The sequence below is a fragment of the Cardiobacterium valvarum genome (genome assembly GCF_900460955.1).
GTDB lineage: Bacteria > Pseudomonadota > Gammaproteobacteria > Cardiobacteriales > Cardiobacteriaceae > Cardiobacterium > Cardiobacterium valvarum.
In genome coordinates, this window is sequence record NZ_UFUW01000001.1 from 2,731,864 (window position 1) to 2,750,774 (window position 18,911).

Sequence of the window (18,911 nt, forward strand, 5' to 3'; positions counted from 1 at the left end):
CATGAAATTTGTCCATTACGCCGCAAAAGTTGCATGATTGGCGACAAGCTTGTCTTATCCGCCAGGCGGGATAAATGCTGGCTCGCGACAGGCCGTCAAGCGGTTAACCGTTTTGCAGGGCGAGTAAGGCGTTGGCTTCCTGCTCTTGTTGCAGCGGGATGATGACAGCATCCAGCCCGCCTTCCAGTACTTCGGCGAGGCTGTACAGGGTGAGGTTGATACGGTGGTCGGTGATGCGGCTTTGCGGGTAGTTGTAGGTGCGGATGCGTTCGCTTCTATCACCGCTGCCGACCAAGCTTTTGCGTTCTGCCGCCTGTTCGCTTTGCGCTTTTTGCCGTTCGATGTCGAGCAGTCGTGCGGCAAGCAGGCGCATGGCTTTGGCGCGGTTTTTGTGTTGTGAGCGTTCTTCCTGGCATTCGACGACGATGCCGCTTGGCAGGTGGGTGATGCGGATGGCGCTGTCGGTTTTGTTGACGTGCTGACCGCCGGCGCCGGAGGAACGGTAGGTGTCCACTTTGAGATCGGCGGGGTTGATGTCGATGGGCTCGACTTCGTCGCCAACGGGCAGGATGGCGACGGTCGCCGCCGAGGTGTGGATGCGGCCACCGGATTCGGTTTCGGGCACGCGCTGCACGCGGTGCGCGCCCGATTCGTATTTGAGGGTGGAATAGACGTTCTGGCCGCTGATTTGGCTGATGATTTCTTTGTAGCCGCCGTGTTCGCCGGGGTTTTCGCTGAGGATTTCGAGTTTCCAGTTTTTTTGTTCGGCGTATTTGCCGTACATGCGGAAGAGGTCGCCCGCAAAGATGGCGGCTTCGTCCCCGCCGGTGCCCGCGCGGATTTCGAGGTACACGTCGGCGCCATCCAGCGGGTCTTTCGGGATCATGTGGCGGGCAAGTGTTTGTTCGTTGGCAGCGATTTGTGCTTCGAGTTGCGGGCGTTCGGCGGCGACAAGTTCCGCCATGTCGGGGTCGTGCGCGAGTTCGGCAAGTCCGGCGAGTTCTTGTTCGAGGCGGGCGGTGTCGTCCAGGATGGTGATAACAGGCGCAATTTGCGCGTGTTCCTGGGCGTAACGGCGCAGCAGGTCGGCATTGGCGGCGGTCGCCGGATCGGCAAGCAGGGCGTTCAGTTCTTCATGGCGCTCGCGCAGGGTGGCGAGTTTTTCGCGGATGGCAGGGTGCATTCAGGGGTTCTCGTGGGTTTCGGTTTTGAAGGTATCGGCGATGATGGCCAGCCAGTCTTTGTGATCCGGCGGGATGGCATGGATGAGTTCGCTGGGGTTGTGTAGCAGTTTGTTGGTGAGTTTGCGGCTGAGTTGTTCGAGCAGGTGCGCCGGGTCTTCACCGTGGGCGAGGCGGCGGTAGCTTTCTTGCAGGAGTTGTTCGCGGATGATGTTGGCGTTTTCCCGCATTTTGCGCACGATTTGTTGTTGGGGTTTGGAGCGCAGCCAGCCAATGAGGTCGTCGCTGTAGAGGTTGATGATGGCTTCGGCCTGGCGTGCGGCGCTTTGCCGTGCTTTGAGGTTGTCGTCGATGATTTGCGCGAGGTCGTCCACGTCGTACAGGAAGGCTTGATTCAGGCTATCAATGGCGGGGTCGAGGTTGCGCGGGATGGCAAGATCGATAAGGACTTGCAGGCGGTTGCGCCGCCGTTTGAGTGCTTCTTTGATGTGTTCACGATGGATGAGGAGGCAGTCGCTGCGCGCTGCGCCGATGATGATGTCGGCTTCGTGCAGTTGCGCAGGCAGTTGTTCGAGGCTGATGGCGAAACCACCGTGTTCTTCGGCAAGTTTTTGCGCGTGGGCGAGGGTGCGGTTGGCGATGATGAGACGTTTGATGTCGGTGTCTTTGAGGTATTTGGCGACGAGTTGGGCGGTTTCGCCCGCGCCGATGATGAGGGCGGTGCGGCGGTCGTGGTCGTCAAAGAAGCGGTGGGTGAGTTTGACGCCGGCGGCGGCGACGGAGACGTTGTTCGCGCCGATGGCGGTGCTGTGGCGGATTTGTTTGGCAACGGCGAAGCTTTGCTGGAAGAGGCGTTCGAGGACGCTGCCGATAGTGCCCGCTTGTTGGCCGAGGCGGTAAGCCTGTTTGATTTGGCCGAGGATTTGCGGTTCGCCGAGGATGAGGGAGTCAAGGCCGCTGGCGACGCGGTAGATGTGGCGGATGGCGTCGCGGTTGTGCACCTGGAAGGTGAGCGGGGCGAGAGCGGCGGGGTCGAGGTGTTTGTAGGCGGCAAGCCAGGCAGCAACGTGCGCGCTGTGGTCACCGACAGTATAGAGTTCGCTGCGATTGCAGGTAGAGAGCAGGACGACTTCATCCACGCCGGTTTGCCGGCGGCAGTCGGTAAGGGCGGAGGCGGTTTCTGCAAGGCTGAAGGCGATTTTTTCGCGCACGGCGGCGTCGGCGGTGTGATGGTTGATGCCGTAGGCAGTTATGGTTTTTATGGTTTCGTCAAGGGGGGTCAACATATGGTCATGATTTTTTTGGTGCTTCTATTTTAAGCTATCGCGCTTTCTCTTTCAGCCGATGGTGGATAGGTTGCCACGCCGTAATTGTTTGTCTTTTGCTTTGTTCTGTGTGCTGCCGTCTTTGTATGTGCAGGCCATGGCTGTGCCTGTGCAAAAACGGGCGCAGCAGGAGTGGTCACAGTCTTCGCAATGGCTTTATGGTGCAATGACGGCACGTTTTGAGGATCATGCCGGCAAGTACGCAGCAGCACTGGATACGATGGCCGATGTGGCGGTGCAGAGCGGCGAATATGACGCGCTGGAATATGGGTTTGGTCTTGCTTGGGATACGCGGGATTTTGCCCGCGCAGAAAAGATTGCCCGTGCCTGGCTTGGCGCTTTTCCCAAGGATGATGCGGCACGACTGGCGTTGCTGCGGGTACTGCTTGCCGATGGGCGCAGTAATGAGGCACTGGGGCATATGCAGGCTTTGCTGGAACGGGATGGTGGCCCGCAGATGGTGGCGCAAGTGTTTCGTGTGCTTGCCGATTTGCCTGATGGTGCCGCGCGGTTGGATTTGTTGCAGCAGTTAAGCGGACAGTTCCCGAAGAACCCGTATGTTTTTTATTATTTGGGATTGATGGCCAAGGAACAGGGTAAGGTGACGCTTGCCGTGGACGCGTTTGACCGTGCGATTGCGCTGGACGGCAACTGGCGTGAACTGGAATTGATGCAGGCGCAGGTGTTGGCAAGCATCGGCAAGTTGCAGGAAGCACGCAAGGTGATGGATAAGATGACGACGCGTTATCCGCAGGATACCAATGTGCTTTCGGCTTATGTGGATATACTGGCGGCGCATTATCAGTGGCAGGATGCGCTGCCGTTAGCCTTGCGTTGGCAGGAATTGCAGCCGCACGATAGCGCAGTACGGCAGTTGGTGGCGCAGTTGTATGCGTCTGCCGGGAATTTTCCTGCTGCTTCGCAAGCGTTTCGCGAGTTGCTGGATGCACGGCGTATTGATCTCAATAGTTATCTGTTTTTTGTCGCCAACGCCGCCGAACGCGCCGGACAAATGGATACGGCGGTATCGATGTTGGGTAAGGTCAGCAAGGACTCAACCCGCTATTTGCAGGCACAGGAACAGTTGGCGCTGCTTGCTTTCCGGCGTGGTGCCTATGATTCGGCACAGACACGTTTTGCCGCACTGCGTCAGGATTTTCCCGATGATGCGCAGGTACTGGATACTTATCTGATTGAAACAGCGCAATTGCAGCAGACGAAGCAGTGGAAGCGGCTGGAAACGCTGCTACAAGAAGCGCTGGCCCGCTATCCCGATCAGGTGGATTTGCTGTATGTCCTCGCCGAATATCATGCCGCGCGTGGGCAAATTGAGGATGCTGCCGCGCAGTTCGCAAAAATTCTTGCCATTGATCCAGCAAATATTGATGCACTCAACGCCTATGGCTATTTGCTGTTGACGCAGACGGATGACGCAGAAAAAGCAGCGCAGTTAATCGAGGAAGCGATCAAGCTGTATCCCGATTCACCGGCGATTCAGGACAGCTATGGTTGGCTGCTATTTCGCCAGGGCAAGACGGAAGAAGCATTATCCTGGCTGCGTCGCGCTTACGCCGCTTATCGCAGTAACGAAATCTCGGCGCATTACATCGAAGTGCTCTACGCCACTGGCGAAAAGGCGCTGGCACAAGAAGTGTATCGCTATGAGCGACAAGGGCAGCCGGATAACACGCCGTTGAAAGAAATTGGTAAAAAACTGAAACTGAACGATGACAAAAAAAAGTAACGCGAGCTATAAATGGGCATTTGCATTGGGGCTGTTACTGGCAGGGTGCGCACAAACACCACCGCCGGATACCACACAACCGCAGGTGTATGTCGCTTTCAATCCGCAACGCTGGCTGGCAGAAGGCAAAATTGCCCTACGCTATCCGGAATGTTCAAAAGTGCATGGTTGCAAAGAAAAAAGCGTGATGGCGACCGCCGCCTGGACGCACCAAAACAAAACCGAAATGCTGGTTCTGTCCGATCCGATGGGGCAGGAAAGAATGCGCATCACCTATGCTGACGGCGTAGTCAATGTGCGCGAAGGCTCACGTGAACGCAGCTTCAATCGTGAGGACATGATCCGCGAAATGGGGATCCCTCTGCCGTTTGAATCGTTAGCCGCATGGTTAACGACAAAACGCGCTGATGAAGCCTTTGATGCTGAAGGTTGGCATGTCGAGCTGAGTGATTGGCAGGGTACGCATTACCGCAGCATCCGTTTGCGGCAGAAAGACTATCAGACGCGTCTCGTTGTACAAAATATCTATGCGATATAGAGAGATGCACAAAAAACCGACTTTTTCCTTGCGGTGGAGTGACAAATCGCTATAATGCCCGCCTCGCGCTGACAGTGGCAGAGGCCAAGCGGAACATCCGCCACAATACTGGGGTGTCGCCAAGTGGTTAAGGCACCGGGTTTTGATCCCGGCATTCGTAGGTTCGAATCCTTCCACCCCAGCCATCTTTCTTTCCCATATGTAAGGTGAACACGTGTCCAGAGGCAGCATGACCGTATTCACGGGCAATGCCAATCCACAGCTTGCCCGTCAGATTGTTCAGCATCTTGGCTTGCCACTCGGCAATGCCGTCGTTGATAAATTTTCAGATGGCGAAATTCGCGTTGAACTGCAAGAGAACGTACGCGGTAAAGACGTTTTTGTTATCCAGCCAACCAGCCATCCAACTAACGACAGCATCATGGAATTACTCATTTTGAGCGATGCTTTACGTCGTGCATCTGCCAACCGCATTACAGCTGTTATCCCCTATTTTGGCTATTCCCGTCAGGATCGGCGTCCCCGTTCGGCGCGTGTACCGATATCGGCTAAAGTAGTGGCTAACATGATTGTTGGCGTCGGTATAGATCGAGTCCTCACCCTTGACTTGCATGCCGATCAAATCCAAGGCTTTTTTGATTTTCCAGTGGATAACATCTATGCCACCCCGATCATTCTTAATGACCTGATGGCGCAAGATTTCAAAAATCCGGTAGTTGTATCGCCGGATATAGGTGGTGTGCTGCGGGCGCGGGCTACTGCCAAACAAATGAACGCCAAACTGGCCATTATTGACAAACGTCGCCCCCGTCCGAACGAATCGGAAGTAATGAATATCATTGGCGACAGCATTGAAGGTTGCGATTGTATCTTGGTTGATGACATGGTTGATACTGCTGGAACCTTGACCAACGCGGCGACTGCACTGAAAGAACGTAATGCGCGCTCTGTCACTGCATATTGCACCCATGCCATTTTGTCGGGCAAGGCGATTGATAACATTGAGAAATCCGGTATGGATCAGCTGATTGTGACGGATTCCATCGCCCTGCGTGAGCCGGCAAAAGCTTGTAAAAAAATTCGTGTACTTTCTATCGCTGGATTGGTGGCTGAAAGTATTCGGCGCATTCACGTTGAGGAATCGATTTCTTCGCTGTTCGTCAACTAATCTTGAACGAACGCGAAAAACGGGAGAGCGCTGGTCGCAAGCGCTCTTTTTTATATTATGGAGAAAACAAAACTATGAGTAACTATGCTTATACCCTGAGTGCCACTGTTCGTCAGGACAACGGGAAAGGTGCGAGCCGCCGCCTGCGTCGTGAAGGACTGGTACCCGCCATCATCTATGGCGGTGAAGAAAAACCGCTGTCTATCGCTATCTCACAAGATTCGCTTGTTCGTTACGGCAAATTTGATAGTTTCTATTCGCAAATCATCTGCCTACAAGTCGAAGGGCAGGGCGATATTGAAGTGATCGTCCGTGACGTACAGCGCCACCTCTACAAACCGCTGTATCAACACCTTGACTTCCAACGCATTGTTCGTGGTCAAGAACTGCAAGCGACTGTCAGCTTGCACTTCATCAACGAAGACAGCAGTGTTGGTGTGAAAGCGGGCGGCTTGGTCGAACACCACCTCAACAGTGTGGACATCGTCTGCTTACCGCGTGACCTGCCGGAAAACATCGAGATTGATATGGCGGAAGTTGCCTTGGGTGACGTTATTCATCTGCGTGACCTGAAACTGCCACAAGGTGTGCGCCTTGTTCACGAAGACGAACGTGCCGAAGTCGTGGTGGCACAAATCATTCACCCGAATCGTGCTGCTGCTGATGATGAAGTCGCAAGTGATGAAAGTGTTGCCACAGACGGCGACAGCGACGCTGAATAAGCATGATCAAACTGATCGTCGGTCTCGGGAACCCCGGGGATCGCTACCAAAAAACCCGCCACAACGCGGGTTTTTGGTTATTAGACCAATTGGTTGTTAATGAGCATAACCGTCTTGCTGAAGACAAAAAATTCCAAAGTGAATACGGCAAAATCTTCCTGGCCAACCACCCGCTGCACTTGCTTAAACCGCTGACCTTCATGAATGCCAGCGGGCGTGCGGTGAGTGCTGCGGCAAAATTCTATGATATTGCCCCGGAAGAAATCCTGGTCGTTCACGACGAACTAGATCTGCCGGAAGGTGCGGTCAAACTTAAATACGGTGGCGGTCACGGTGGCCATAACGGTCTGCGTGACATTATCGCTGCGCTCGGCAGTAAAGATTTCTACCGTCTGCGCATCGGTATCAACCATCCCGGCGATCGCAATCAAGTTGTGGATTACGTCCTACATCCGCCTGGAAAGGCAGAACAGGCACAAATCGATACTGCCATCATACGTGGCTTGAACGTCCTGCCCATCCTGCTGCAAGACGGTGCGGAAAAAGCTATGCACCGCCTGCACAGTACCGAATAACCTGCTATACGGATACACCAGCTTCACAACATTGTCGTTTCACACGAAACAAGAGGACACACCATATGGGATTTAACTGCGGCATCGTCGGCCTGCCAAATGTCGGCAAGTCCACTCTCTTCAATGCCCTGACCAACGCAGGCATTGACGCCCAAAACTACCCCTTCTGTACCATTGAGCCGAATACCGGCATTGTCTATATGCCCGATCCACGACTGGATGCGCTGGCCGCCATCGTCAAACCCGAACGCATCTTGCCGACCACCATGGAATTTGTAGATATCGCCGGCCTCGTCGCGGGCGCATCCAAAGGTGAAGGCCTGGGCAACCAGTTCCTTGCCAACATCCGCGAAACAGACGCTATCGCGCAAGTCGTACGCTGCTTTGATAACGATGATGTCGTTCACGTTGCCGGCAAAATCGACCCGTTGAGCGACATTCAGGTCATCGAAAGCGAACTCATCCTTGCCGATATGGCTTCACTGGAAAAAGCCCAGCAGCGCCTGACCCGCGTTGCCAAAGGCGGTGACAAAGACGCCAAGCTCAAACTCGACATCATCGCCCGCCTTACCCCGCACCTTGAAGACGGCAATCTCGCGCGTACCCTGCCGCTTGCTGACGAAGAAAAAAAAGCCCTGCGTGAACTCTTCCTGCTCACCATGAAGCCAATGATGTACGTCGCCAACGTGGATGAAGCGCATATTAACGGCGACAACGCCTACGTCCAGCAAGTGCGCGACAAAGCCGCACAAAGCGGCGCTGTGGTTGTCACCGTTTGCGCCGCTATTGAGGCCGAACTGTCCCAGCTGGAAGACGACGAACAAAGCGAATTACTCGCCAGTTACGGCCTTGCCGAACCCGGTTTGAATCGCGTCATCCGCGCCGGTTACGACCTGCTCGGTCTCGGCACCTACTTCACCGCTGGCGTCAAAGAAGTTCGCGCCTGGACCATGCCCGCCAATGCCACTGCACCGCAGGCTGCGGGCGTCATCCACACCGACTTCGAACGCGGCTTCATTCGCGCCGAAGTTATCGCCTACGACGACTTCATCCGCTACCACGGTGAAGCGGGCGCCAAAGAAGCCGGCAAATGGCGGCTTGAAGGCAAGGACTACCGCGTCCAAGAAGGCGACGTTATCCATTTCCGCTTCAACGTCTGATGCCAATACCGGAAATAGAGCCGGGAAGGCGGCGCGTCGCTAACCGTATGCTTAATACGGTAAGGTGCGTCAGCGCAGCCAGATAATTTTCTGGTATCGGTCTGATTCCGTTAACATAGCACCCCCACAACACCACAACTAAGGAACCCCAATGGCAAACTACTCAACCAACGAATTCAAAGCCGGCCTGAAAATCATGCTCGACGGCGACCCCTATAACATCGTCGAAAACGAATTCGTCAAACCCGGCAAAGGACAAGCCTTTAATCGCGTCAAAGTGCGCAACCTCAAAACTGGCCGCGTCATCGAGCGTACCTTCAAATCCGGCGACAGCGTCGAAGCGGCCGACGTGCACGAAACCGAAATGCAATACCTCTACAAAGACGAAAGCAGCTGGCACTTCATGCACCCCGAAACCTTCGAACAACTGCAAGCTGACGCCGCTGCCGTGGCGGATGCTGACAAATGGATGCTCGAACAGGCGCTATGCACCGTCGTCCTCTGGAACGGCAACATCATCAGCGTCACCGCGCCGAACTTCGTCGAACTCAAAGTTGTGGATACCGATCCCGGCCTGCGCGGCGACACCTCTGGCGGTGGTGGTAAACCGGCTACCCTCGAAACCGGCGCCGTCGTTCGCGTACCGCTCTTCATGAACATCGGCGACGTCATTCGTGTTGATACCCGCAGCGGCGAATACCTCGGACGCGCCAAAGAATAACCCCCTATCGGGAAGGAGCACACCATGCTCAGTCGCAGCCTCGCTCTGCTTGCCCCCATCGCCGTCGTCTCCTGCGTCACCGTCAACATCTACTTCCCGGCGGCAGCCGTCGAAAAAGTTGCCGACCAAATCATCCTGGATGTGTGGCACAAACAGGGCGGCGACGCCCCGGCAGCAGATGAAGAAAACAAAGCCCTACCTGCCACCCCGGGCAAAAAAGCCGAACAAAGCGCGCTTGACCCGCGCTACATCCTTATCGCCGTACTAAACGGCATCAGCAGCGAAGCCCACGCCCAAAACGTGGACTTCAACGCCACCTCGCCGCAAATTGAACAAATCAAAGCGCGCATGGCAGGCCGCTTCGGTGAGCTGCGGCCCTTCCTAGATAAAGGCGCGATCGGCCTCACCGCTGACGGCCTTATCGCCGTACGTGACGCAGGTGCCGCCGAAATGCGTGATCGGGCCCGCATGAACCAGCTCGTCAGCGCCGAAAACAAAGACCGCAAAGCCCTCTACCAAGCTATTGCGGATGCCAACAACCAGCCAAGCTGGGCGGCACAAATCCAGAAAACCTTTGCCGAACGCTGGATAACCCAGGCCAACAAAGGCTGGTGGTACCAAAGCGGCGGTGGCTGGAAACAGAAATAAAACCTTCTGCGTGAGATGACGAACAACACAGGCTTCTCACAAATATAGACAGCATGGAAAACATTTCCACCGCTGAAACGCAACTATTAAATTAGGAGAAAAAAATGGGAAATTTACCAGTTGGTATTATTTTTATAATTATTGGCACAATCCTTTTAATCGTTATTGATAGAAGAAAATTCTATCGTCGCATTGAAAGAGAAGAAGGGGAAGAAAGTAATAAAAGCTATACAGAAGCTGCAAGTAGAGGCTTTGCTGAGGGCACAATAATTATTATCTCTAGACTTATGATAATTTTGGGTGGCATATTGGTTCTTTTAGTTTTATTTAACGCTCTGTGTCCAGGCTCTTGTAAGTGGTGACCTGAAAAGTATGCTCAACGAAGCCGTCAATGACGTAAGGAAGAATTCCCTTATTTCCAGTAGCTACTAAGCGGAACAAAACAGACATCCACAACCATCAAAAACTGCAAAGCGAGATAAAACAACAACATTTCTCGCTAGGCGGCATAAATACTGGCCCCGCCAAGCAAAATCTCTCCGCCCGCTTGCGGAGTGGGGTGTCCGAAGGATAGAGTGGGAATCCGCCAGGCGGTGTAAATACTGGGTTTGCGGCGTTTGATAAAAATAGTGACAAAGCAGACTACGCCTGCTCGGTGGGCTGAAGCCCACCCTACACTCGCCAAGCGGCGAAGGTACAGGCTTCCCCGTCTATTCCCCCTTCACACAGCATGACCATGAAAAAAGACATCCTCGACCGTATTCAGGCCCTTGGCGGAGACATCAGCCAAGTCAGCGGGGTATCGCTGCAAGATGACTTGCAATCCATTACCTTCAATACCGTGCTGTATCCACGGCCGGTAGATACCCCGTGGGAAAAAGCGGAGGATGCAGAGCCCATCTATGGGCTGGGTGCATTTGTCGAAGCACACATGACGCTCTATCAAGCCGACAAAGAAGCCTTCTACGAAAAAATGATCGCGCATTACTACCGCCTGACCGAAGAACCTTATGGTCAGCATTTCTGGATTGCCCAACCCTTTACCCCGTATAAACAGGGCACGGCGGATTACGACGAATGGCATGCCGACTTTGTCGATCCCGAAGAAGTGGATTTACAGGAAATTACCGCCTTTACCGGGGATGACACCCCGGATTTCATCCGCCTGTTTTATGCCTATGGTTATCCGGATAACCTCTACATCGCGCTCAGCGACCCCAATCCCGATAATCCCACGCTATTTGGCACCGATCATGAAGTCTTTTTCCGCGAAATAACGAATGAAGGAACATTGGCAGACTACCTCAATACCTTCCTTACCCCTGACGAACTGATCGCTCTCGTCGAAAAAGCCATCAACAAACCACAGCAGGGATGAAGTTGCTTGCCGCTTTGCCGGGGATGGTATCGCTACCCTATCTTTGCCCTTATTACTAATTATTTGAATAAACGGGAATTTTCGTCTATTGCCCCGTCCGCATGGTTTCCTTTTGCCCGCGCTATAATGCACGCTTTGTCAACCACAGGAATCCGCATGCGCCTTGCTACCCTCTGCCTGTTTGCCCTTGCCCTCGGTGGCTGTGGCAGCTACACCCCGTATCTTTATAAAACCGACGTCATTCAGGGCAACGTCTATTCCGACGCCGATATCGCCCGCATCCAGCGCGGTATGTCGCGCGCCGAAGTCGAGCGCATTCTCGGTACGCCGCAGCTGGTTGATCCCTTCCATCCCGACCGTGCCAACTATCTCTACCGCTACTTCGCCGGCGACAGCAAGCACACCTTCAGCCGTCGCCTGGTCGTGTACTACACCGCCGACAACACCGTCGCCCACGTTGAGCAACAGAACCTCACCGCAAAATAAAAGGAAAACATCATGATAGACAGCAAACTCCTGCGTCAGGACGCCGCCGCCATTGCCGAACGCCTGAAAACCCGTGGCTACGAATTCCCGCTTGCCGAATACCAGCGCCTTGAAGAAGCGCGCAAAACCGCGCAAGTCGCCGCCGAACAACTGCAAGCGCGGCGCAACACCCTTTCCGCGCAAATTGGCCAGGCGAAGCGCAATGGCACAGACACTTCAGTGCTCATGACTGAAGCCGGCGCGCTGGACAGCCAGCAACAAACCAGTGAGCAGGAATACGCCAACATCCAGACTGCGCTGGATACCCTGCTGGCCGGTGTGCCCAACCTGCCGCACGAGAGCGTACCAGTTGGCAAAGACGAAGACGACAACGTCGAAGTACGCCGCTGGGGCGCACCGCGCGTCTTTGACTTCCCACCGAAAGAACACGCCGACTTGGAAAACATCGGCCTTGATTTCGATGACGGCGCAAAAATCGCCGGGGCGCGCTTCACCGTCCTACGCGATGGTCTCGCCCGCCTGCACCGTGCCATCGCCCAGTTCATGCTCGACACGCACACGCGCGAACACGGCTACACCGAAATGTACGTCCCCTACCTCGCCAACGCGCAAACCCTTTTCGGCACGGGACAACTGCCCAAATTCGAAGAAGATCTCTTCAAAACCGCCCTCGGCGAGCGTTCCTTCTACCTCATCCCGACGGCTGAAGTCAGTCTTACCAACCTCGTCGCCGACACCGTCCTTGACGAAGCCGACCTGCCGCTCTACATCACCGCGCAGACCCCGTGCTTCCGCAGCGAGGCGGGTGCACACGGCAAAGACACGCGCGGCATGATCCGCCAGCACCAGTTTGAAAAAGTGGAAATGGTGAAAATCGTCGCGCCGGAAACCAGCTTTGACGAACTGGAAAAACTCACTGCCAATGCCGAAATCATCCTGCAAAAACTCAACCTGCCCTACCGCGTCGTCCTGCTCTGCACCGGCGACATGGGCTTCTCGGCGACCAAAACCTACGACCTCGAAGTCTGGCTGCCGGGACAGGGCAAATACCGCGAAATCAGCTCGTGCAGTAACTGCGGTGACTTCCAGGCACGGCGGATGCAGGCGCGCTACCGTCCGAAAGACAGTAAAAAACCGCAGCCGGTGCACACCCTGAACGGCAGCGGCCTCGCGGTTGGCCGCACCCTCGTCGCCATCCTCGAAAACTACCAAAACGCCGACGGCAGCATCACCATCCCGGAAGTGCTTATCCCCTACATGGGAGGCCTCACCGAAATCCGCCCTGGCACTAATCCCAGGAAATAATCCGAGTGTGTTGGCGCGCCTCACCGTATTTACACATACTGTCTTCGCCGCGCCGCCTTCTCAGAACGTGTTCATGCCGATAGTTTACAGCAGAGACGGAGAGTATGAACACGTTCTGAAACCGCTCTCCGAACACGTCGGCGTGGAAATTGCCGACGCTCCCGCGCCCACCACCCCGCCGCGCCAAAATCACCCTCGACAAACGCAACCCCGCTGTCAGCCTCGCCAAACAGACGGATTACGGCACCATCCGCGTCAACCTCAACTGGAACCACGCCGGTGCCACCCCGCAAAAAAGGGCGTAATGGACAAATTCCATGCTTTTTTGAGACGTTGCGCTCTAATGGACAAATTTCATGCTCTTCCCTCTATTTTTTGCTGAAATAATCTTTTATAAACCGCAACTTACTCTCTTTTTTCAAGCCCCGATGACACTGCAAAAGCTGCTTCATTTCGCTGAATTTTCCTTCCAGCAAATTGGTCGTATTCGGGATACCCAGGTCGGGAAAGCGCTCGCAGGTAAACAACCATGGCAGATGCCGTTTCAGGCTGTTGTAGGCGGTGCGCAGGCGCTTATGTGTGTAGTGTGAGTGGCCTGTTTTCTCGTTCACGCTGCGTTCGTTCAGGAAGGCGGCGTACTGCTCGTACCAGCGCTTGAGCGCCGCTTCAAACGCCGCCTGAGTGGTCTCCGTCAGGGTCAATGACAGGGCCCGCAGCGCCTGTGCTGCCCGGCTTTTAGGCTTTCTGCTCAGGTGGCGCACGATGATTTTTATTTGGTGAAATTGGCACATCTGCACGGGTATAGTTAAATAGCAAAAAAACAGTAACCATCAAAATTATGACCTATCCAGCCCATATCCGTAAAAAAATCCTTGCAGAACTCGAAGATAGCACCTATCGCGAAGTGGCAGCCAGACACCGCATCAGCCCCAACACCCTTGCTACCTGGAAGAAACAGCCACAACCCAAAGGCAGCCGCCGTTCTACGCCTCGCCTTCTCACAGAAGAAGTCATCCGGCAAGACGTGGCCGAGCACCCTGATGACTATCAATGGGAAAGGGCTGCACGTCTGGGCTGCTCGCAAAACGGCATCTGCAAGGCGCTCAAACGCTATCGCTTCACCGTTAAAAAAAGGGGCTGTACTAGATTAGCAGATATGTTACCCTCCGAAAATGAAGATAACACACTGCAAATTAAAGAAAAAAGTACAGAAAGAACTACTCCGTTTTTTTGTGCTAGAAGTTACTGCACGTTCCGCCGCCGATATTTTGGGTATCCATCCCAATTCAGCAGTCCTGTTCTACCGCAAAATTCGTATGGTTATCAGCCATCGTTTGACCTTGGCTGCCGATGAAGTTTTTGATGGTTCTGTCGAATTAGACGAAAGCTATTTCGGCGGACGTCGCAAGGGCAGACGTGGTCGCGGTGCGGCAGAAAAAGTTGTTGTCTTCGGCATCCTGAAACGCAACGGACGGGTCTATACAGTTGTGGTAGATAATGCCAAATCTGAAAGCTTACTACCTGTTATCAAGAAGAAAATCATGCCTGACAGTATTGTTTATACAGACAGCCTGAGCAGTTATGACAAACTGGATGTGAGCGGTTTTATCCATCACCGCATCAACCATTGCAAAGCGTTTGCCGAGCGCCAGAATCATATCAACGGCATTGAAAATTTTTGGAACCAAGCGAAGCGTATACTGCGCAAATACAACGGCATTGACCGCAAATCTTTCCCGCTGTTCTTGAAAGAATGTGAATTTCGGTTTAACTTCGGTACGCCGTCCCAGCAGCTAAAAACACTGCGTGATTGGTGTGGAATTTAGGGCTAATCTAGTACAGCCCCTAAAAAAAAAAGACTTCCGCCACCGCAAGGCAGACGAAGAAAAACGCCGTGAATTCCTCGAAGTAAAAAGTGTCTATGAAGCACGCCTGCATCCATTCGTTTATATCGATGAAAGCGGCTTCAGAAAAGACATCTCCCGTCCTTACGGCTATGCACCACGCGGGCAAAAATGCGCAGGCGTATCCGGATGGAGCAAGGCACAAACCAACGTTATAGGCGCCCTGTGTGGCACTGTGCCATTTGCTTTCACTGCCTTTGATTGCAGCATAGACAGCGATGTTTTTCATACATGGGCGACAGAAATACTGCTGCCGGAACTGCCCGCCTGCAGCGTGATCGTGATGGACAACGCCTCCTTCCACAAACGGCAGGACACGCTGGATGCGTTACAGGCTGAGGGACATACGGTGCTGTGGCTTCCGCCCTATAGCCCGGATTTCAACCCGATAGAGAAGACATGGGCATGGATCAAACGGTTGAGGAAACAATGGCGGTTGGCTGATGTGAATGCCCTGCTGTTTTGGTTCTTTACTCTCGTTACTCTTTATTAGCGATTCGACTATATACCCAGGAACGAATCCAGCAAGCCGCTTTTGCCATCGCAGATAATGCTTTGTATCTCAATGCCTTTTTCTCGCAACGCCGCGACCGCCTGCGTGTAGAGCGCGTTGGTTTCCCGCTCAACTGCCACGACCATCAAGGCGCGCTTGCTGCAAGCGTCGTAGAGGACCATGACGCCCCATTTTCGGCCGAAATAGGTGGTGTCCATGATGAGAGGTTCACGGGTGCCTGTGGCAGCGCGCATTCGGCCTGTGTAGCGGCTTTGATGAGGTGGCGACGGATCGTTTTGATGCTGCATCCGTACTGCGCGGCAAGCTGTGCGGCGCTTTGCTTGCCTTCGCTGTAGCGCCGCCAAAGGGTGTTGGGATTAAGGCGTTGGCCCCCTATGAATTGGCGCTTGCAGGAGCCGCAATGGTATTGCTGTTTCCCGTTGTCACGATGCCCGTTTTTCTTGACCTGTTTTGAGCCGCAGAAAAAGCATTTTTTGTGTTCAAAGGTTTTGACCTCGCGTAAAGCCTTGCAGCGTAAGGGCTACGGCGATTCTTAGCATGAAATTTGTCCATTACGCCACTTTTGCCGTTGCCCGACCCTTTTCACGACAAAAAACGGCGCGGTTCCCGCTAGGAAACCGCGCCGTTTTTATGGCGACCACTTATAACGCGTAAGAATCGGGCGGTAACTCACCACTTTGCACCTGATAAGAGACGATGGCGCGCACATAGTCGCGCAGCAGCGCCGCTCTATCACTGTCCGGCTGGCGGGCGGCGAGGACAAAGGCTTGTTGCAGGGTGCCATCAATACTAAAAGTATAAGGAGTATTGCTCATGATTGATGAAAGTCAGGTTGTTTATCCGGGTGCGCATTGTACGCCTCTTCGCGCACAATGGTGCAATGGTTTACCAATTTTGCAAATCAGGTGCACCAAAGGCGGCATAGGTATCTACACATTGCGCAGAGAGAAAAAATCTTTAAAAAACAGCCGACAATCTCTCCTGCCGCCTGCGGGGAAAGAGGGATTTCCATGAAAAAATGTTCGCATTTCTTTCATGGAAGCCCGGGAGGTGGCACGAAGCGACAAAGGGCAAAAATACCTGTTCGTTCAGCTTGGCATGCTTCATCCTGCCGGCGAACGCTTTCACTCCCTACCCTTTTCTCGCTACACGCTGTCCCGCTCCTGTAAGCGAGCGATGGCTTTCCCTTTATTTCCAACAGCCATTGAGATGGGTAGATACCTATGGCCACTTGACGGGCCCAGTATTGACGCCGCTTGGCGGGCCCAGTATTGACGCCGCTTGGCGGGCCCAGTATCTACGCCGCTTGGGCTACAATGCCCTTTCCTCCTTAATCATCCTGTAACCGCTCATGTTTAATGCCGAAGACCGTGCGCGTTATGCGCGCCTGCTTGCTTTCATCCGCCCGCACTGGAAGGTCGTGCTGCTCGCCATCGTCGGCACGGTGCTCTACGGCCTCACTGAACCGCTGGTGCCGTTTGTCCTGCAACCGCTGGTAGATGGCGGCTTTGCCGAGGGAGACATGCGCACGGTGTATACCCTCACCGCCCTGCTCTTTTTCGGCTTTGCCCTGAGAGGGCTGGCCAGTTATATGGCGACGTGCAGCATGAACTGGCTGGCGCAGCAGGTGGTATACACGCTGCGCGGGCTGATGTTCCGCCAGTTGCTGCGTCTGCCGATGGGCTATTTTGATGCGCACAGCGCCGGCAGCGTCGTCTCGCGTTTTACTTATGATGTGTTGCAGCTTATGGCGGCGAGCACGGATGCGGTCGCGATTTTGCTGCGCGAAGTGGTGACCATCATCGCGCTGACGGTGTTCCTGCTTTATCTTGACTGGAAAATGACGCTGCTGCTTTTTGTCGTCGCACCGGTCCTGGCGTTTGTCATCATCCATGTATCACGCAAGCTGCGCCGCATGGCGCGGGCAATGCAGGAGGATATGAGCGGCATGAATCATGTGGTGGATGAGGCGCTGCGCGGGCGGGCGATTGTGCGCATTTATAACGGTCAGGACTTTGAGTTCGCCCGCTTTGACCGTCAGGCGGAGGCGGTGCGTTTTCATGCGGTGCGTTCAACGCAAATCGCCGCCGGCGCGTCGCCTGTCGTCGAAATGACGATTATTGCTGCGCTATCAGCGGTGATTATTCTTTTTGCCCTGAAAGCACGCGCCACGCCGGATCAGATGACAACCGGGGTGTTTGTCTCCTTCCTCGGCACCATGGCGCTGCTATTCCCGCCCATAAAACGCCTCGGCAAGGTGAACGAGCCGATTCAGCGCGGGCTGGCAGCGGCACAGAGTATTTTTGATTTTCTGGATACGCCAGCTGAACCGCAGCCTGCCCTGCCGCCCTGTACCATCACGCGCGGCGAGATTGTCTTCCACGATGTGTCTTTTTCTTATCCGGAACAGCCGGTATTGCGCGGTTTCAATCTGCATATTCAGGCGGGCGAAACGGTGGCTCTTATTGGCGAGTCGGGCAGCGGCAAATCGACCATTGCCGCGCTGCTTGCCGGTTTTTATGCACCAGAGGCGGGGGCGATTCTGATTGATGGCACGGATACGGCAGAAATGTCGCTCGCCGACCGCCGCCGCGCCATTGCTTTTGTCTCACAGGATACGGTGCTGTTTTCCACCTCCATCGCCGCCAATATCGCCTACGCCGACCCTGAGCCGGATGCGGCGCACATTGAAATGGCGGCGGCATCGGCCAACGCGGCGGATTTCATCACCAAACTGCCGCATAGTTACACGGAAAACATCGGGCCGCAGGGTGGGCGCCTCTCCGGCGGGCAGAAGCAGCGCATTGCCATTGCCCGCGCCCTTTATAAAGACGCGCCAATTCTGATTCTGGATGAGGCGACTTCAGCGCTGGACAATCACAGTGAGGCCAAGGTGCAGGAAGCGGTGGAACGGCTGCGTCAGGGACGCACCGCCATCATCATCGCGCACCGCCTCTCGACCATCCGCAATGCCGACCGCATCGTCGTCCTCGAACAGGGGCGTATTGTCGAAAGCGGCAACCACACCGAACTGCTCGGGCGGGGGGCAGTTATGCTAAACTGCTGTCCCAACATTATCAGTAACATTATGAAAAACTTGAAAATATTAATGGTCTGCATGGGCAACATCTGCCGCTCGCCGATGGCGGAAGGTGTTGCCCGTTATCTGTTGCGCGGAATGGGCCGCAGCGATGTTATCCTCGACTCCGCCGGTACCCACGCCGCTTATCACGACGGCGACGCCCCCGACCCGCGCGCCCGCCGCGTCATGCGCGCGCACGGCATGCCGATTGACGATCTGCGCGCCCGCGCCTTCAACCTGGATGACTTTGACCGCTTCGACCGCATCCTCGTCGCCGACCGGCGCAACCATCAGGATGTGAGCGCACTCGCCAGTGATGACGCGCAACGCGACAAAGTCGGTTTTATGCTGGAAAACCTGCCGGACAGCCCGGAACTGCCCGACCCGTATCTCGGTCAGCCGGAAGATTTCGAGCGCACCTTCACCCTGCTGGAACAGGCACTACGCCTGCGCTTTGCCC

At 54.7% G+C, this 18,911-nt stretch carries 22 protein-coding genes, 1 tRNA gene and 2 pseudogenes; 19 read left to right on the plus strand and 6 right to left on the minus strand.

All coding sequences use genetic code 11. The features are described from left to right. Positions 1-103: 103 nt before the first annotated feature. Positions 104-1,183: a peptide chain release factor 1 gene (gene prfA, locus DY250_RS13420; RefSeq protein ID WP_115612708.1), complete on the minus strand. Its 1,080-nt coding sequence runs from the start codon at positions 1,181-1,183 to the stop codon at positions 104-106. After that, complete coding sequence (gene hemA, locus DY250_RS13425; protein WP_115612709.1) at positions 1,184-2,467, minus strand: glutamyl-tRNA reductase; 1,284 nt, start codon at positions 2,465-2,467, stop codon at positions 1,184-1,186. It lies immediately after the preceding gene. Between the two features lie 88 nt (positions 2,468-2,555). Here hemA and DY250_RS13430 point away from each other — a divergent pair, with 88 nt between their 5' ends. From DY250_RS13430 to DY250_RS14135, 14 genes are all read left to right on the plus strand, one after another. Continuing rightward, on the plus strand, positions 2,556-4,250 hold the full coding sequence (locus DY250_RS13430) for a tetratricopeptide repeat protein (protein ID WP_245951144.1): 1,695 nt from the start codon (positions 2,556-2,558) through the stop codon (positions 4,248-4,250). Positions 4,251-4,335: 85 nt separating this feature from the next. Further along, entirely contained in the window at positions 4,336-4,788 is a 453-nt protein-coding gene (locus DY250_RS13435) for an outer membrane lipoprotein LolB (protein WP_245951145.1), read from the plus strand. A gap of 109 nt (positions 4,789-4,897) precedes the next feature. Continuing rightward, positions 4,898-4,973, plus strand: a tRNA-Gln gene (locus DY250_RS13440). Positions 4,974-5,017: 44 nt separating this feature from the next. After that, positions 5,018-5,956 carry a ribose-phosphate pyrophosphokinase gene (locus tag DY250_RS13445; protein WP_115612712.1) on the plus strand — a complete coding sequence of 313 codons (939 nt, stop codon included), beginning with the start codon at positions 5,018-5,020 and terminating at the stop codon, positions 5,954-5,956. A gap of 74 nt (positions 5,957-6,030) precedes the next feature. Beyond that, the gene (locus DY250_RS13450) at positions 6,031-6,678 is read left to right on the plus strand and encodes a 50S ribosomal protein L25/general stress protein Ctc (protein WP_115612713.1); all 648 of its coding nucleotides are present in this window, start codon (positions 6,031-6,033) and stop codon (positions 6,676-6,678) included. A gap of 2 nt (positions 6,679-6,680) precedes the next feature. Further along, complete coding sequence (pth, locus tag DY250_RS13455) at positions 6,681-7,253, plus strand: aminoacyl-tRNA hydrolase (protein WP_172542393.1); 573 nt, start codon at positions 6,681-6,683, stop codon at positions 7,251-7,253. A 65-nt stretch (positions 7,254-7,318) separates the two neighbouring features. Beyond that, positions 7,319-8,413: a redox-regulated ATPase YchF gene (gene ychF / locus DY250_RS13460; protein ID WP_115612715.1), complete on the plus strand. Its 1,095-nt coding sequence runs from the start codon at positions 7,319-7,321 to the stop codon at positions 8,411-8,413. 151 nt (positions 8,414-8,564) lie between these two features. After that, a complete protein-coding gene (gene efp, locus DY250_RS13465) occupies positions 8,565-9,134 on the plus strand; it encodes an elongation factor P (protein ID WP_006984540.1) in 570 nt (189 codons plus the stop codon). Positions 9,135-9,158: 24 nt separating this feature from the next. Beyond that, positions 9,159-9,782, plus strand: a complete 624-nt coding sequence (locus tag DY250_RS13470) for a YdbL family probable chaperone protein (protein ID WP_115612716.1) — start codon at positions 9,159-9,161, stop codon at positions 9,780-9,782. 104 nt (positions 9,783-9,886) lie between these two features. Continuing rightward, entirely contained in the window at positions 9,887-10,144 is a 258-nt protein-coding gene (locus tag DY250_RS13820) for a hypothetical protein (protein WP_147293525.1), read from the plus strand. Positions 10,145-10,518: 374 nt separating this feature from the next. Continuing rightward, on the plus strand, positions 10,519-11,160 hold the full coding sequence (locus DY250_RS13475) for a hypothetical protein (protein WP_115612859.1): 642 nt from the start codon (positions 10,519-10,521) through the stop codon (positions 11,158-11,160). A 156-nt stretch (positions 11,161-11,316) separates the two neighbouring features. Then, a complete protein-coding gene (locus tag DY250_RS13480; protein WP_115612717.1) occupies positions 11,317-11,646 on the plus strand; it encodes an outer membrane protein assembly factor BamE in 330 nt (109 codons plus the stop codon). A 12-nt stretch (positions 11,647-11,658) separates the two neighbouring features. Continuing rightward, complete coding sequence (serS, locus tag DY250_RS13485) at positions 11,659-12,951, plus strand: serine--tRNA ligase (RefSeq protein ID WP_115612718.1); 1,293 nt, start codon at positions 11,659-11,661, stop codon at positions 12,949-12,951. 149 nt (positions 12,952-13,100) lie between these two features. Beyond that, positions 13,101-13,256: a hypothetical protein gene (locus DY250_RS14135; RefSeq protein ID WP_172542395.1), complete on the plus strand. Its 156-nt coding sequence runs from the start codon at positions 13,101-13,103 to the stop codon at positions 13,254-13,256. Positions 13,257-13,319: 63 nt separating this feature from the next. Here the strand turns inward: DY250_RS14135 and DY250_RS14695 are convergent, their stop codons facing one another. Beyond that, a complete protein-coding gene (locus DY250_RS14695) occupies positions 13,320-13,775 on the minus strand; it encodes an IS256 family transposase, variant Zn-binding type (protein ID WP_425455476.1) in 456 nt (151 codons plus the stop codon). 14 nt (positions 13,776-13,789) lie between these two features. Here DY250_RS14695 and DY250_RS14700 point away from each other — a divergent pair. The 3 genes and pseudogenes from DY250_RS14700 to DY250_RS13505 form a co-directional block, all read left to right on the plus strand. After that, positions 13,790-14,053, plus strand: a pseudogene (locus DY250_RS14700) (transposase); the annotation flags it as partial. Positions 14,054-14,123: 70 nt separating this feature from the next. Further along, a complete protein-coding gene (locus tag DY250_RS13500; protein ID WP_172542397.1) occupies positions 14,124-14,777 on the plus strand; it encodes an IS1595 family transposase in 654 nt (217 codons plus the stop codon). Beyond that, positions 14,767-15,348: an IS630 family transposase gene (locus tag DY250_RS13505; RefSeq protein WP_172542399.1), complete on the plus strand. Its 582-nt coding sequence runs from the start codon at positions 14,767-14,769 to the stop codon at positions 15,346-15,348. The genes DY250_RS13500 and DY250_RS13505 overlap by 11 nt, the downstream gene beginning before the upstream one ends. Before the next feature lie 8 nt (positions 15,349-15,356). Here DY250_RS13505 and DY250_RS13510 read toward each other — a convergent pair whose 3' ends face one another. From DY250_RS13510 to DY250_RS14140, 3 genes and pseudogenes are all read right to left on the minus strand, one after another. After that, positions 15,357-15,566, minus strand: a complete 210-nt coding sequence (locus tag DY250_RS13510) for a hypothetical protein (protein ID WP_174904609.1) — start codon at positions 15,564-15,566, stop codon at positions 15,357-15,359. Beyond that, a pseudogene (locus DY250_RS15185) lies at positions 15,494-15,829 on the minus strand (transposase); the annotation flags it as partial. The gene DY250_RS13510 and the pseudogene DY250_RS15185, both read right to left, overlap by 73 nt. Positions 15,830-16,010: 181 nt before the next feature. Beyond that, positions 16,011-16,184, minus strand: coding sequence for a hypothetical protein (locus tag DY250_RS14140; RefSeq protein WP_006984528.1), 174 nt, complete (start codon positions 16,182-16,184; stop codon positions 16,011-16,013). Between DY250_RS14140 and DY250_RS13825 the strand changes: the two genes are divergently transcribed. Together DY250_RS13825 and msbA are read left to right on the plus strand one after the other, a co-directional pair. Then, a complete protein-coding gene (locus DY250_RS13825) occupies positions 16,183-16,383 on the plus strand; it encodes a hypothetical protein (protein WP_147293526.1) in 201 nt (66 codons plus the stop codon). The two genes, DY250_RS14140 and DY250_RS13825, sit on opposite strands and share 2 nt — an antisense overlap. A gap of 337 nt (positions 16,384-16,720) precedes the next feature. Beyond that, positions 16,721-18,911, plus strand: a 2,191-nt coding sequence (msbA, locus tag DY250_RS13520) for a lipid A export permease/ATP-binding protein MsbA (protein ID WP_115612721.1), incomplete at its 3' end; no start/stop codon positions are given.